Source organism: Frigoribacterium sp. RIT-PI-h (genome assembly GCF_001297205.1).
Lineage (GTDB): Bacteria > Actinomycetota > Actinomycetes > Actinomycetales > Microbacteriaceae > Frigoribacterium.
In genome coordinates this window covers 1-15347 of the sequence record NZ_LHOZ01000060.1, presented here as the reverse complement: position 1 = coordinate 15347, position 15347 = coordinate 1, and the positions used below count along the sequence as shown (strand labels likewise).

The window sequence follows — 15347 nt, the reverse complement described above, 5'->3', positions numbered from 1 at the left end:
TGTGAGTGCATCGAGCCAGCCAGCAGCCCAAGACACCGGGCGGTCCACCGATGCAGCCATCCGCTGGCTCGAACGCGCTGAGTGGCGACTGGGCATCGCTTGGTCGACGAGGTTCGTCCTCCAGGGCACGCTCGTGCTCTCATCGCGGGGTCTGCACGATCTGGCCGTCGAAGAACTCGTGAAGGCGGGCTGGCAGGTCGTCAGCCATGAGACACGTCACCACGTGTCGCTCCTCGAGCCCGAGACGATGCATCCCCGCACGATCTCCACCATCGTCGTCACGCGCGTGGTCGAGCGGCACTTCACCTTGACGACCCTGCAGCCACTCCAGGACGACGTCACGTTCATGATGGGGACCCTGGGCATCGCCGTGGAGTCCTTCGAGCTGCACCGCGTCCAGCCCGAACGGGATCGACCGCCCCGATGGGGCCTCGTCCGACGCTCGGGAGCACGCCGCAGCAAAGACCTGCTCGAGTTGCAGGCAGAACACGTCACGGTCGGCGATCGACTGCGAGCGGAAGAAGCCTGGTCTGCTCTCGACGTGGACTCGGACGATGTGGAGGCCGACTTCGGCCCCAACGACCTGCACGCACGCCTCCTTGACGAGCGCGACGGCATCCCGCCGAGCCACCCGCCGGGTCGGCACGAGGCGCAGACCCTGGTCGCATTCATCGTCCTGATCGCGTCGGCCGTCCTGGCCCTCGTTCTGCCTCAACCACCGTTCCAGTCGTTCGACCTAGAGACCTCTTCCCTCATCGCGTTCGCCGTCGCTCTCATCGTCGTCGGGGCGGGCGGGGGGATCTACTGGTCCGCGGGTCGATTCCTCGACGGCCAGAAACGGCTAGCCCTCCGGTCGTGGACGACACTCGTGACGTTCGTGAGCGCCATGGCCCCCATCATCTTCGTGGCCATCACGACCATCCGGGTCTTCCTGGCCGCGCCTTCTCCACTCGTGGGGATCGGCATCGCTGTCTCGATCGCAGCATGCATCTTCGGGACCGTCGTGGTCCAGGCCGTCAGGCGGGCGCGCAGACTCCGCGTGCGACGCGTGCCCTGGCTCGTGCTGGTCACGAGTTTCGGCGTCGTCGGGCTGTTGATCATGCTGAACGTCCCCACGACGCTGTTCCTGTGGGGTGCCGGCGACCTCATCCTCGTCGGGTCGATTCCCGTGGGCGTCGTGATCGTCTCGGGACTGCCGCTGGTCGTGTGCCTCTTCGTACTCGCAGCCCTACCAGCGGCGGTGAAGTGGATCTATGCGCGGGCTTCCGTCTTGCTCGCCCTCCCCCTGCTCGTCGGCGCCCTGGCACTGGGCGCGGCTGTGACCTTCGGAACCGTGGCGTGGGAAGGCGGCCGGGCACTTGCACGCGGCGAAAGCGGCAACGGCCTGCTGCTGGCTGTCGAGGCGCCGGTCTGCGCGACGGTGGTCGACGAACCCGCTGCGCCGTACTGGCTCCTCGGCACACAGGGGGCTGCCGTCCACTTGCTGCCCCGCGCGACAGCTGACGATCCGACACCCCGGGGCGGCCTCGTCATGGCATCCGCCGACACCTGGTTCGTGAGTGTGGGAGCGGATGACGACTGCCAGTAGGTCTCGAGTCGCGAGCGCCTCCTTCGATGTCGGTGGCGCCTCCTAGGCTGACCGCATGGCTCGCCCCACCACTCCCCCGTTCCGCTGCACCGAGTGCGGGTGGACGTCGCTCAAGTGGGCCGGCCGCTGCGGTGAGTGCCAGAAATGGGGCACCGTCGTCGACGTCACCTCGGCCCTCGTCAGCGCCCGCGGCACCGCCTCGGTCCGCGTCGAAGGTGACCGCGTCGCCCGACCCATCACCCAGGTCGAGGCCAACAGCGTCGCCTACTGGCCCAGCGGCATCGCCGAGTTCGACCGTGTCCTCGGCGGCGGCATCGTCCCCGGCGCCGCCATCCTGCTCAGCGGCGAACCGGGCGTCGGCAAGTCCACCCTGCTGCTCGAAGTCGCCTCCCGTGCCGCCGCCACCGGCGCCCGCGTCCTCTACGTCACCGCCGAAGAGAGCGCCTCACAGGTCCGCCTCCGCGCCCAACGCACCGGCGCCATGCACGACAACCTCTTCCTCGCCGCCGAGGTCGACCTCTCGGTCATCCTCGGCCAGATCGACCAGGTGGACCCCCAACTCGTCATCGTCGACTCGGTGCAGACCGTCTCGTCCTCGACCATCGACGGCATCGCCGGCGGCACCTCCCAGGTGCGCGAAGTCGCCTCGACCCTCATCCGCGTCAGCAAAGACCGCAACCTGCCCGTCCTGCTCGTCGGCCACGTCACCAAAGACGGCACCATCGCCGGCCCCCGCCTCCTCGAACACCTCGTCGACGTCGTCTGCCAGTTCGAAGGCGACCGGCAGACAGCCCTCCGCTTCATCCGCGCCCACAAGAACCGCTTCGGCCCCACCGACGAGGTCGGCTGCTTCGAGATGACCGGCGACGGCATCGCCGAGGTCGCCGACCCCAGCGGCCTCTTCATGTCCCGCAACGGCACCCCCGTCAGCGGCACCTGCATCACCGTCGCCATGGAAGGCCGCCGCGCCCTGCCCGTCGAGGTCCAGGCGCTCATCGTCGCCAGCTCGACACCCCAACCCCGCCGCGTCGTCAACGGCGTCGACTCCTCCCGCGTCGCCATGCTGCTCGCCGTACTCGAACGCCGCGCCGGCATCCGCCTCGGCGACGCCGACGTCTACGTCAGCACAGTCGGCGGCATCAAGATCACCGAACCCGGCGCCGACCTCGCCATCGCCCTCGCCCTCGCCAGCGCCAGCCGCGAGAGACCCTTCCCCCAGACCATGGCCGCCGTCGGCGAGATCAGCCTCGCCGGCGAGATCCGCCCCGTCTCCTCCCCCAAACAACGCGCCTCCGAAGCTCGACGCCTCGGCTTCACCCAGCTCGTCGACGCCGAAGCGGGCAACCTGCGCGAAGCGCTCCGGCGGGCGTTCAGCGCCGCGGGCTCCGAACGCGACCGCGAGCTCGACCGGGCCTTCTAAACCGACCCGACCCGCGCCTCCTGAGCCGGGGTCGAGGCTGGGGCCGAGCGCACGGTTCCGCACGTCCGACACCGGGCGCGAGTGGGCAGAAGATGCGGCTCCCTCGCACGCGACGAGCACCTTCTGCCCACTCGACGGTCGCACCCGCACACCCGCCCCCACTCACGAGCACCAACGCCCACCCGTCGAGTGGTCCCGAACCGTCCTTCCGACCCACCCGGAGGACGATCTGCGACCACTCGACCCGCGCCTCCGGAACCAGACCCGCACACACCGGCCCGGCCCGCGCGAGACCAGGGCCCGAGGGGGCAGAAGATGCTCCTCCCCCGCGCGCGACGAGCATCTTCTGCCCACTCGGCCTCCACCTCGCGACCACCCGAGCCCCCCTCTCCGCGCGACATCACCCGCACCGGGGTACGTCCCGCCACCGCCGGCACCAGGCGCATGCACCCCGCTCCACGCGGATTCTCAGCCCACACGCCGCGCTGGTCCCCGCCAACCCCCTGACCGGCCCTTAACCTGTGCCCATGTCGACGTTCAAGAACCCGGTCGGGCCGCAACCGCCCTCGGTCTACTGGCGTCGTCGTGCGGTGCTCGCGCTCGGTCTGATCGCGGTCGTGGTCATCATCGTGTTGATCGTCGTCCGCCCCGGGTCCGGCTCGGCAGAACCCGGTGCCGCCGCGACGACCTCCGCACCCCCGGCCGATGCCGCCCCCACCGAGCCGGCCGCCACCGAGACCGCCCCCGCGGCCGACGCCACCGCCGACCCGGCCGACACCTCGACCGAGGGCGCCTCCGACGCCCCCGCCTGCTCGACCCGCGACATCGAGCTCAAACCCGTCACCGACAAGACGAGCTACGCCGCGACCGAACTGCCGCAGATCTCGATGTCGATCACCAACTCGGGTCGCGCCGACTGCTCGATCGACCTCGGCTCCGCGCAGCAGACGCTCGTCATCACGAGCGGCGAAGAGCAGTACTGGTCGTCGAAGGACTGCCAGGTCAACGGCACCAACCAGGTCGTCACGCTCACCGCCGGCCAGACCCTCAGCACTCCCCCCATCGCCTGGGACCGCACGCGCTCGTCCGCCGACACCTGCGAGTCGACCTCGCGCGAACCCGTCACCGCCGGCGGCGCGACCTACCGCCTCGCCGTCTCGGTCGGCGACATCACCTCCGCCGACACCGCCCAGATGATCCTGAACTGACAGTGACTCACCCTGTGAACGCCACCCCTGCTGCCCCCACGCCCTCCGAGCCCGTCGACCCGGCCGACCGCAACGGCACCTTCCGCTCCGAGTCGCTCGAGCTGGCCCTCGCTGCCCAGGACGCCGCCGCCGTCGCCTTCGCCCTGCGTCACGACGTGGTCGTGGTCCCGAAGCTCGTGCTGCCGAGCGACACCGCCGCCGCCGGCACCGCACCCTCCACCGGCGGCCCCGACGACGGAGCCCTCCCCGACGAAGGCGACCAGGTCCGCGTCTTCGGCCGCGAGAACACCGACAAGCGCATCCTGTTGCTCTTCTCGTCGGACGACACCTACGCCGCGATGGTCCCCGACGACCCGAACCGCCAGGTCATGCTCTACGACGCGCTCTCGCTGCGTGCCTTCCTCGAGGCCCACCTCGACGTCATCGAGCAGGTCTTCTTCGACATCGCCGGCCCGCACACCATGGCCGCCAACCCCGAGGACCTCCTCAAGGCCCTCGGCTAGCACCAGACCCCCAGACCCCAGGAGGCGCAGGTCGAGTGGTCCCGAATCGTCCTTCCCAGCGGGGCGAGGGACGATTCGCGACCACTCGAGCGACGCAGCGAACGTGAGTTCGTGCGCGAAGGACTACAGCGCGGGCAGCGCCTTGAGCATCCGCGAGTTGCCCAACGTGTTCGGCTTCACCCGAGCCAGGTCGAGGAACTCCGCCACACCCTCGTCGGTCGAGCGCACGAGCTCGCCGTAGACGTCCGGCGGCACGAGCCCTTCGTCGCCCACGTTGAGGTACCCGTGCTTCTCGAAGAAGTCGACCTCGAACGTCAGGCAGAACAGCCGACCGATCTCGAGCTTCCGGGCCGCCCCTTCGAGCGACTCGAGGAGGCGGTGGCCGACCCCCTTGCGTATCCACGCGGCGTCGAGCGCGAGCGTGCGCACCTCGGCCAGGTCGTCCCACATGACGTGCAGCGCGCCGCAGCCGATCGGCACCCCGTTGGGCCCGACCGCGATCTGGAACTCCTGGACGTCGCCGTACAGCGTCACGAGGTCCTTGCCGAGCAGGATGCGCTTCTGCACGAACGGCTCGCACAACCGCTGAATGTGCGGCACGTCGCTGACGACCGCGTTCCGCACCGTGATGCCGTGCCGGTCGGCCCCGCCGAGCCGGTCGGCGTCGCCGACCCGTTCGGCACCGGTGGGCGCGTCTGCCGCGTCTGACATGGAGCTCCTTCGAAGACCACGACCCGAGGAGGCGCGGGCCGCCGCCCAGCCTAGCGACGCGTTCGCGACCCGGCCCCGGGTACGCCGAAGGGCGGCCTCCGTCGTGGAAGACCGCCCCGGGCGTCGAAGGCGACCCGCGCCTCCTTCGGTGTTGCTGTCGTGCTGGTGTCGTGCCTAGCTCTCGATCTCGGGGGCGTCGCCCACGAGGACCTCTTCGCGACCCGGCTGACGCGAGGTGGCGAAGGTGAACTCTCCGTCGACGAAGTCGACCTGGACGTGGTCGCCCGCGTTGAGCTCACCCTGCAGGATGCGCTCGGAGAGGCGGTCTTCGACCTCGTGCTGGATCGCACGACGCAGCGGCCGCGCACCGAGCGACGGGTCGAACCCGATCTCGATGAGCCTCTCTTTCGCGGACTGCGAGAGGACGGCCGTCATGTCGCGGTCGAGCAGACGGTCGGACAGGCGCTTGATGAACAGGTCGACGATCTGCAGCAGCTCTTCTTGGTTGAGCTGCGGGAAGACGATGGTCTCGTCGACGCGGTTCAGGAACTCGGGCTTGAAGTGCTTCTTGAGCTCTTCGGTGACCTTCGACCGCATGCGCTCGTAGGAGGTCGCCGTGTCGCCCTCGATCTGGAAGCCGACGGGGCCGCCCGTGATGTCTTTCGTGCCGAGGTTGGTCGTCATGATGATGACCGTGTTCTTGAAGTCGACGACACGACCCTGACCGTCGGTGAGACGACCCTCTTCGAGCACCTGCAACAGCGAGTTGAAGATGTCGGGGTGGGCCTTCTCGATCTCGTCGAACAGCACCACGGAGAACGGCTTGCGGCGGACCTTCTCGGTCAGCTGCCCGCCCTCTTCGAAGCCGACGAACCCGGGAGGGGCACCGAACAGGCGCGAGACGGTGTGCTTCTCACCGTACTCGGACATGTCGAGCGAGATCAGCGCGCCCTCGTCGTCGAACAGGAACTCGGCGAGCGCCTTGGCCAGCTCGGTCTTGCCGACACCGGTGGGCCCGGCGAAGATGAACGAACCGGAGGGACGCTTGGGGTCCTTCAGGCCGGCACGCGTGCGGCGGATGGTCTTCGAGAGGGCCGCGATGGCCTGCTCCTGACCGATGACGCGCTGGTGCAGCGCCTTCTCCATGAAGACGAGACGCGAGGTCTCTTCTTCGGTGAGCTTGAAGACCGGGATGCCCGTGGCCTGGGCCAGCACCTCGGCGATGATGCCCTCGTCGACGGTTCCGCCGGCTCCGGCCTCGCCCGAACGCCACGTCTTCTCGAGACGGAGGCGCTCACCGAGCAGCTTCTTCTCTTCGTCGCGCAGCGAGGCGGCCTTCTCGAAGTCCTGGTCTTCGATCGCGCCCTCTTTCTGGCCGCGGACGCCGGCGATGCGTTCGTCGAACTCGCGCAGCTCGGGCGGCGCGGACAGGATCGACAGACGCAGGCGGGCGCCGGCCTCGTCGATCAGGTCGATGGCCTTGTCGGGCAGGAAGCGGTCGCTGACGTAACGGTCGGCGAGGTTCGCCGCCGCGACGATGGCGCCGTCGGTGATGGACACCTTGTGGAAGGCCTCGTACTTGTCGCGCAGCCCCTTGAGGATGTTGATCGCGTGCGGCAGCGAGGGCTCGTTGACCTGGACGGGCTGGAAGCGGCGCTCGAGGGCGGCGTCCTTCTCGAAGTGCTTGCGGTACTCGTCGAGCGTGGTCGCACCGATCGTCTGCAGCTCACCACGGGCGAGCAGCGGCTTGAGGATCGACGCGGCGTCGATGGCACCCTCGGCGGCACCCGCACCCACCAGGGTGTGGATCTCGTCGATGAAGACGATGATGTCGCCGCGCGTGCGGATCTCTTTGGTGACCTTCTTCAAGCGCTCTTCGAAGTCACCGCGGTAGCGGCTGCCGGCGATGAGCGAGCCGAGGTCGAGCGAGTAGAGCTGCTTGTCCTTCAGCGTCTCGGGGACCTCGCCCTTGACGATCGCCTGGGCCAGGCCCTCGACGACGGCGGTCTTGCCGACGCCGGGCTCACCGATCAGCACGGGGTTGTTCTTCGAGCGTCGGGAGAGGATCTGCATGACCCGCTCCATCTCTTTCTCGCGCCCGATGACCGGGTCGAGCTTGTTGTCGCGCGCGGCCTGCGTCAGGTTGCGACCGAACTGGTCGAGCACCTGGCTGCCGCCCTGCGCGCCCTGGGTCTGTTCGCCGCCCACGGCCACCGCCTCTTTCCCCTGGTAGCCGGAGAGGAGCTGGATGACCTGCTGGCGGACCCGGTTGAGGTCGGCGCCGAGCTTCACGAGCACCTGGGCGGCGACTCCTTCACCCTCGCGGATGAGGCCGAGCAGGATGTGCTCGGTGCCGATGTAGTTGTGGCCGAGCTGCAGGGCCTCGCGCAGGCTCAGCTCGAGGACCTTCTTCGCCCGGGGCGTGAAGGGGATGTGGCCGGTCGGCTGCTGCTGGCCCTGGCCGATGATGTCTTGCACCTGCTCGCGCACGGCGTCGAGCGAGATGCCCAGCGACTCGAGGGCCTTGGCGGCGACGCCTTCGCCCTCGTGGATCAGACCGAGCAGGATGTGCTCGGTGCCGATGTAGTTGTGGTTCAGCATCTTCGCCTCTTCTTGGGCGAGGACGACGACGCGACGGGCACGGTCGGTGAATCTCTCGAACATCTTCTTTGCTCCCTAGGTGGCGGGGTGGTTGTCGCCACCGAATGTGCATCTGGCGCCCGCAGGGTTCGGCACCGGTTTACAGAGAGAGTAACCAGGCCTCGGGGCTTAATCTGCCCCTGTTCGCTGGGGGCATAGAGCAGTGCGCAGGCGGGCTGACAGGGGTACCGGTTAGCCTCGCGTCCATGGGCAAGTTCACGGTCGGCCTCGTTCCGCACCCCACGAAGTCGGTGCTCGACAGCGTCGAGATCATCCGCGGCTGGACGACCCGCTCACAGGCGCACCTCGTCGCCATGACCTCCGACGCGGCCCGGGTCGGCGACGGCGTCGAGCTGGTCGACGAGCGCACCTTCCGCGAGCGCGTCACCGTCGTGGTGGCCCTCGGCGGCGACGGCACGATGCTCGGCGCCATGCGGCTCGTCGCCGAACGGCCCGTGCCCGTGCTCGGCGTCAACTACGGCAACGTGGGCTTCCTCGTCGAGGTCGAGCCGCACGAACTGCCCGAGGCGCTCGACCGCGTCGGCCAGAAGCAGTTCTCGCTCGAACCGCACCACGCCCTCGAGGTCACGCACTCGACGACCGGCTTCGAGAACACCTACCTGGCCTTCAACGACGCCTCGGTGGCCCGCCGCCCGGGCGAGGGCGTCGTCTCGGCCGACCTCGTGCTCGACGAGACGCCCTACGGCTACTACAAGGCCGACGCCATCGTCGCGGCGACGCCGGCCGGCTCGACCGCCTACAACTACGCCGCGGGCGGGCCGATCCTGTCGCCCGCGATCGCCGCCGTCGTGGTCACCCCGGTGGCGCCGATGTCGGGCATCGACCGCTCGGTCGTCCTCGGCCCGCGCGAGCAACTGCGGTTCGAGATCGGCGACGGCACGCACTCGGCGGCGCTCGAGGTCGACGGCCGCGTGGTCGCCGACGTCAGCGAGGGCTGCGTCATCAGACTCGTGCTCCGGCGTGACGCAGGCCAGGTGATCCGCCTCGACGCCGACCGGCACGGCCGCAAGGGCCGCCTCAAGCTCAGCCTGCTCGACCTGCCGCTGCGCGAAGACCAACTGCTCGAGCTCGTCCCGACCGACGTCCGGGCCCGCTTCCGCGAGCGCGCCGAACGCGCCGGCGGCATCGCCGGTGTCGCCCACGACGACGACACCGCCGTCACCGGCATCAGCCCCGTGCACTGACGACACGACGGGTCCCGGTCTCCGGTCGAGTGGTCCCGAATCGTCGTTCGCCCGGCGGTGAAGGACGATTCGGGACCACTCGACCGCGGCCGCCGTGCGTGACGCCCGGTGCGACGCCCGGTGCGACGCCCGGTGCTCGGACGCGACCGCCCGCAGGAGGCGCGGGGCGCGGTGGTCGCGCCCCGCGCCCCCGGCAGTCCGCCGCCGTCCCGCAGCCCGGGCCCGGCCCCGGCCCCGGGCCGCCTCCGGCTAGTACACCTCTCCGAGTGCCTCGGCGAAGACCTGCTCGGGGTCGCGCACGAACCCGCGCCGGGCGAACCAGGCGCAGACGTTGCGGCAGTCGCGTTCGAGCAGGTCGACTCCGGTCGGGTTGCTCGCGCCGTCCACCAGCTGCGGCACGTCGATGGCGACCACGCGCCCGTCGTGGACGAGCAGGTTGTACGGCGAGAGGGCGCCGTGCGCGAAGCCGGCCCGAGCGAAGCCGATGACGATCTCGCGCACCTGCTCGAACAACGGCCACAGCGCGGCACCGTCGTCCTTGACCTGGGCGAGGCGTGGGGCGGCCTCGGCCCCGTGGCCGATGAACTCCATCAGGATCTCGGTGCCGCTGATCTGCACCGGGTAGGGCACCGCGACGCCGAGCGAGTGCATGCGGCAGAGCGCGTCGAACTCGGCCGCGGCCCAGAGCCCGGCCTGCACGCGGCGTCCGTGCGCCGAGCCGCGCGCCATGGCCCGGCCGTCGCGGGTGTTGCGCACGCGACGGCCCTCGCGGTACTCGGACGAGCGGTGGAAGTCGCTCTGCTCGGGCCTGCGATACCGCTTCGCGGCCAACGAGGAGGCGCGGGCTCCGTCACCGGCGCCCAGCACGACGTCCACCGGCACGGCTCGGTCGATCAGGTGGACGTCGGCCTCCTTGCCGCTCTTGACGACGCCGAGCTCGGTGTCGATCGCGGCGGCGGAGGTGACGACCCAGGCGGGCCAGGGCCGGGGCCCGCGTTCGGTGGGGGTGGCGGCCGGCCAGGTGGACCAGCGCTGGTCGGCGTCGGGGTCCGGGTCGACGGTGGAGAAGGTGGGTACGACGGGATCGTCGGAGGAGGTCAAGCTGTGCTCCAGGGGAGGCGTGAGACCGGCCCGGCGGGCGCGACGGGCGTCGCGCGGCTGTCGCTACGGGGGGAGGGTCTCGGGGTGAGTGGGGTACGCGTAGTGTGCGTTGACGGCAGTCATGCTCATCACCCCTCTCGTGGAGCGTCTCGTGGCGACGTGTCTCTCTCGCCCACGAACGTCTCGTGGCCCGGCCACCTCGTGGCCCTGGTCCGCCCACGGTACCGCCCCGCGCCTCCTCTGTCGATGGTCGTTCTCCCGTCGGCCGCCGGTCGAGTGGTCCCGAATCGTTGCTCGTCCGCGCATGAAGGACGATTCGAGACCACTCGATCGTCACCGTGCGGGACGCGCGGGCGCTGGGCGCGACGCGCCTCACGACAGCAAGCGTCGGACGCGGGCGACGACTTCGTCCGCCCGGCGCCCGTGCAGGTCGTCGTCCGTGCACCGGACCGTGCGCCAACCGGCATCGGCGAACCTCTCACGACGCCGGATGTCCCGCCGGAAGCGTCCTGGGTCACGACGGTGCTCGTCGCCCTCGTACTCGACGGCGAGCTTGCACCACGCGTACCGGAGGTCGGGCTTGCCGAGGTATCGCCCGTCCTGGTCGTACGTGCGGACGTTGATCTCGGGTTCGGGGAGTCCCGCCCGGGTCAGGAGCAGGCGGAGTTCGGTCTCCTTCGGCGACTCGACCCCTGGCCGCACCAGTGCTCGAGCTTCTCGCACGCTCGCGATGCCCCGAGCTCGTCCGACCTCGAGGATCGCCCGGTCCAGCTCGTCGAGTCGCCGGCGCCGCGCCTCGGGCAGGGTCGACCACGATCCGGCGAGAGCGTCACCGATCCGGACGAGTTCGTCGAGTGACAGCAGCTGCCCTGAGCGCACCCACGCCGAGATCGGCTCGGCAACCGGGAGCCCGTCCACGAGTCCCGACGGCTCGGGAGCGGCGCGATGTCCCACGACGCCGTTGCGGCGGACGCTGCGTCCCGTCGAACTGCTCACGTGCAGCGGTTCCTGTCCGCGTTCCACCCTGGCGGGGACGGGCAACCCCCAGAGCGCCAGGGCCGTGACGTGGGAGAAGTACCACCCGTCCATCATGACCGGCACCAAGTGGCGGGCCCTGTCGGCGACGGTCTCGATCCGGTCTCCCGCGGCGACCCTCACCCCGTGGTGTGGTCGCGCGAGGTCCGGCCCCCGCATCCTTTCGGCACCGAGACCCGCGGCCTTGCCCTGCGCGACGGAGAAGGGCTGCTCGAGTTCTCGGGGGATGGCGATGCGGGGCATGACGCGACCCTGTCCGCCGAACCCGACCCGCGCCACCTCTCGCGACGTCACCTGTGCACGACCGCGCCCCGTCGCGCGATGGGGACGAGTCGTCCGCGTCCCATCGAGCGGTCGAGTGGTCCCGAATCGTCCTTCGTGACGCGGGGAAGGACGATTCGGGACCACTCGACCCCGCGGCGCGAGACACGACGGACCCGGGCCCGGGCACGACGAAGGGCCGCCGCCCGGGATGACCCGGGGCGACGGCCCTCGCGTGGTGCGACGTGCGACCTACTGCAGGTAGAGCTGCAGGTCCTGGCTGACGGCCTTCGCGAACATGCGGAGGCGGGCACGGCTCTCGACCCGCGAGACCGCCTGGCGCGACGAGTGGACGCGCTTCGAGATCTCGTCGAGGGTCATCGGCTGGTCGTCGTCGAGGCCGAAGCGCATGCGGATGACGCGCGCCTCGTCCTCGGGCAACGTCGCCACGAGGGCGTGCATGTCGCGGTTGAGCAACGAGCTCTCGGTGGCCTGCGTGGGCGACGGGGTCTCTTCGTCCTCGATGAAGTCGCCCAGCTCGCTGTCTTCGGCGTCGCCGACGACGGTGTGGATGGACACCGGCTCGTGCGACCGCGACTTGAGCTCGATGAGGTCGGCGACCTCCATGGCGACCTCTTCGGCGACCTCGTCGACGGTGGGCGCACGGCCCAGGTCGACGGTCAGGTCGCGCTCGGCCCGCGAGATGCGGTTGATGCGCTCGACCGTGTGCACCGGGATGCGGATGGCACGGGCCTTGTCGGCCAGGCCGCGGGCGATGGCCTGACGGATCCACCAGGTGGCGTAGGTCGAGAACTTGTAGCCCTGCGTGTAGTCGAACTTCTCGACGGCACGGACGAGGCCGAGGTTGCCCTCCTGGATGACGTCCATGAAGGGCAGGCCGCGCTGCGTGTAGCGCTTGGCGATGCTGACGACGAGGCGGAGGTTCGCGGTGATCATGCGGTCCTTCGCACGCTCGCCGTCGTGCTGCAGCCAGCGGAGGTCGCGGAGCATCTCGGCGTGGGCCTTGGTGCGGTTCTTCTTGACCGCGTCGGCCGCCTGCAGCTCTTTGAGCTTCTCGCCGGCGAACAGGCCGACCTCGATGCGGCGGGCGATCTCGGTCTCTTCGGCTGCGTCCAGCAGCGGCATGCGACCGATGTGGCGGAGGTAGTCGCCGACCTGGTCGGTGGAGGCCCCTCGGACCTGCGACAGGACCTCGACCTCGGTGTCGTCGGTCGCTGTGGTGGTGTTGCGCGTGGTGACGGAAGTGGTCGTCATCGTTCTCTCCCTGCTCGAGTACTGACCTGGTGTCGCGTCGATTAGTTCGTGAAGCTCTTCGGCGTACTCAAAGTCTGGCGTGCGGCACCGGGCCGCCCAAAGCCGGCGGAGGCCCTCGCGACGGTTCTCGGAGCGCACGTCCAGAGTTTCGACGCCCACGGGGTACGAAGACGAACGACGTTTGACAGCAGCCCGGAACGGGTATAGGTGGGTGCTAGCACGGCGGGGGTACACATTCCCAGGTTGCTCACCGGAAACTCGGCCGCAGATCTGTCGGGGTACGACGAACGGCACCGCGAGCCCAGGAGGCGCGGTGCCGTGACCCGAGGACACCCCCGTCGACGACGGGCCCCGGTCGTGGAACGGAGCGGGGTCAGACCGCGCTGCGACCGGTGCGGTCGGCTCGGTCGGCCCGAGCGGCGACGCCGGCGCGGTCGGCCAGGTCGCGCGACTCCGCGCGCTCCTCGGCTTCGGCCCTGGCACGCTCTTCGGCTTCGACCTTGGCGTAGGCGGCCCGCTCGGTGCGGTCGGAGCGCAGCAGTGCCCTGACGATGAACCAGAAGATGAGGCCCACGAGGATGGTGGGCGTCAGGGAGAAGACGATGGCTCCGGCAAGGGACTCAGGCACCCGACCAGGGTACGTCGCCCTCCCGGGGAAAACCACGTGCACCTCTCGACGACGAGACGAGCGCGCGGACGACGGAGGCGCGGTGCCCGACCGGCACCGCGCCTCCTGCGCTCGTGCGGGCCGTGAACCACGGTCCGTGCGATGAACCACGAAGAAAAGGTGTTCATCGCACGGAACGTGGTTCACGGGCGGACGAGCAGGCCCACCGCCTGCCGCCTACTTGACGAGCGGGAAGAGGATCGTCTCGCGGATGCCGAGGCCCGTGATCGCCATCAGCAGACGGTCGATGCCCATGCCCATGCCGCCGCTCGGCGGCATGCCGTGCTCGAGCGCGGTGAGGAAGTCGTCGTCGAGGCGCATGGCCTCGGCGTCGCCGCGGGCCGAGAGGGCGGCCTGCTCGACGAAGCGCTCGCGCTGGATGACCGGGTCGACCAGTTCGGAGTACGCGGTGGCGAGCTCGAAGCCGCGGACGTAGAGGTCCCACTTCTCGACGACGCCGGGCTTCGAGCGGTGCTGACGGACCAGCGGGCTCGTGTCGACGGGGAAGTCGACCACGAAGGTCGGGCGGTCGAGCGACGGCTTGACGAAGTGCTCCCAGAGCTCTTCGACGAGCTTGCCGTGGGTCTCGTGCGGTACGACCAGGTCGACGGTCGCGGCGAGCGCCTGCAGGTCGGCCACCGTGGTCACCGGCGTGATCTCGACGCCCGAGGCCTCGCTGAGCGACTCGTACATCGGCACGCGGGCCCACTCGCCGCCGAGGTCGTACTCGGTGCCGTCGGCGAGGGTGACGAGGTGCGAACCGGAGACGGCCATGGCGGCGTTCTGCACGAGCTCTTGCGTCAGACGGGCCATCTGGTCGTAGTCGCCGTAGGCCTGGTACGCCTCGACCATCGCGAACTCGGGCGAGTGCGTCGAGTCGGCGCCCTCGTTGCGGAAGTTGCGGTTGATCTCGAAGACGCGGTCGATGCCGCCGACGACGGCCCGCTTGAGGAACAGCTCGGGCGCGATGCGCAGGTAGAGCTCGGTGTCGAACGCGTTGCTGTGCGTCTGGAACGGTCGGGCCGCGGCGCCGCCGTGCATCGTCTGCAGCATGGGCGTCTCGACCTCGAGGTACTCGTACGAGTCGAAGGTGCGGCGCAGCGACGAGACCGCGGCGGCCCGGGCGCGGACGGTGGCGCGGGCCTGGTCGCGCACGATCAGGTCGAGGTAGCGCTGGCGCACGCGCGTCTCTTCGCTGAGCTCGGAGTGCAGGTTCGGCAGCGGCAGGATCGCCTTGGCCGCGATGGACCACTCGGTGACCATGATCGACAGCTCGCCGCGACGCGACGAGATGACCTCGCCCTTCACGAAGACGTGGTCGCCCAGGTCGACCAGTTCTTTCCAGTCGGCGAGGCGCTGCTCGCCCACCTCGGCGAGCGAGACCATGGCCTGGATGCGGCTGCCGTCGCCCGCCTGCAGCGCGGCGAAGCAGAGCTTGCCCGTGTTGCGGGCGTGCACGGCGCGGCCGGCGAGCCCGACGACGTCACCCGAGCGGCTGTCGGTCTCGAGCTCGGCGTACCGGGCGCGGACCGCACCGATCGTGTCGGTGATTGGCACGCCCACCGGGTACGCCTCGACGCCGGCCTCGAGCAGGCGGGCGCGCTTGTCGAGCCGCACCTGCTTCTGCTCCGACGCCTCGCGCGCGGCGGTGGCCGCCTCGTCGTCGGGGGTGGTGGTCGGGTCGGGCGCGGCGGTCATGTGTCAGGTGCTCCTGGGGTGGTGGAGGGGGCGGG

Annotated in this window: 12 protein-coding genes; 5 read left to right on the top strand and 7 right to left on the bottom strand. The window is 70.1% G+C overall.

Features of this window, described 5'->3' with window-relative positions; genetic code table 11:
* The first annotated feature begins 1 nt into the window (after position 1).
* The 4 genes from AEQ27_RS05875 to AEQ27_RS05860 all read left to right on the top strand — a co-directional run bounded on the left by AEQ27_RS05875 (position 2) and on the right by AEQ27_RS05860 (position 4719).
* Positions 2-1588: a hypothetical protein gene (locus AEQ27_RS05875; protein WP_152970194.1), complete on the top strand. Its 1587-nt coding sequence runs from the start codon at positions 2-4 to the stop codon at positions 1586-1588.
* A gap of 55 nt (positions 1589-1643) precedes the next feature.
* A complete protein-coding gene (gene radA, locus AEQ27_RS05870) occupies positions 1644-3008 on the top strand; it encodes a DNA repair protein RadA (protein WP_054145815.1) in 1365 nt (454 codons plus the stop codon).
* A 527-nt stretch (positions 3009-3535) separates the two neighbouring features.
* Positions 3536-4216, top strand: a complete 681-nt coding sequence (locus AEQ27_RS05865; RefSeq protein WP_054145814.1) for a hypothetical protein — start codon at positions 3536-3538, stop codon at positions 4214-4216.
* A gap of 14 nt (positions 4217-4230) precedes the next feature.
* On the top strand, positions 4231-4719 hold the full coding sequence (locus tag AEQ27_RS05860; RefSeq protein ID WP_054145813.1) for a hypothetical protein: 489 nt from the start codon (positions 4231-4233) through the stop codon (positions 4717-4719).
* A 123-nt stretch (positions 4720-4842) separates the two neighbouring features.
* On the opposite strand, the gene AEQ27_RS05855 is transcribed toward AEQ27_RS05860, so the two are convergent.
* A complete protein-coding gene (locus AEQ27_RS05855; protein ID WP_082383285.1) occupies positions 4843-5430 on the bottom strand; it encodes an amino-acid N-acetyltransferase in 588 nt (195 codons plus the stop codon).
* Positions 5431-5604: 174 nt separating this feature from the next.
* Entirely contained in the window at positions 5605-8094 is a 2490-nt protein-coding gene (locus AEQ27_RS05850; protein WP_043594568.1) for an ATP-dependent Clp protease ATP-binding subunit, read from the bottom strand.
* Between the two features lie 182 nt (positions 8095-8276).
* Between AEQ27_RS05850 and AEQ27_RS05845 the strand changes: the two genes are divergently transcribed.
* Positions 8277-9275, top strand: coding sequence for an NAD(+)/NADH kinase (locus tag AEQ27_RS05845; RefSeq protein WP_071256031.1), 999 nt, complete (start codon positions 8277-8279; stop codon positions 9273-9275).
* Between the two features lie 249 nt (positions 9276-9524).
* Here AEQ27_RS05845 and AEQ27_RS05840 read toward each other — a convergent pair whose 3' ends face one another.
* The 5 genes from AEQ27_RS05840 to lysS form a co-directional block, all read right to left on the bottom strand.
* A complete protein-coding gene (locus AEQ27_RS05840) occupies positions 9525-10376 on the bottom strand; it encodes a serine protein kinase RIO (protein ID WP_082383284.1) in 852 nt (283 codons plus the stop codon).
* 372 nt (positions 10377-10748) lie between these two features.
* Positions 10749-11654, bottom strand: a complete 906-nt coding sequence (locus tag AEQ27_RS05835) for a hypothetical protein (RefSeq protein WP_152970193.1) — start codon at positions 11652-11654, stop codon at positions 10749-10751.
* A 270-nt stretch (positions 11655-11924) separates the two neighbouring features.
* The gene (locus tag AEQ27_RS05830) at positions 11925-12947 is read right to left on the bottom strand and encodes a sigma-70 family RNA polymerase sigma factor (protein WP_054145811.1); all 1023 of its coding nucleotides are present in this window, start codon (positions 12945-12947) and stop codon (positions 11925-11927) included.
* Between the two features lie 373 nt (positions 12948-13320).
* Complete coding sequence (locus AEQ27_RS18045; protein WP_082383283.1) at positions 13321-13575, bottom strand: hypothetical protein; 255 nt, start codon at positions 13573-13575, stop codon at positions 13321-13323.
* Positions 13576-13791: 216 nt separating this feature from the next.
* A complete protein-coding gene (lysS, locus tag AEQ27_RS05820; RefSeq protein ID WP_054145810.1) occupies positions 13792-15312 on the bottom strand; it encodes a lysine--tRNA ligase in 1521 nt (506 codons plus the stop codon).
* Positions 15313-15347 lie beyond the last annotated feature (35 nt).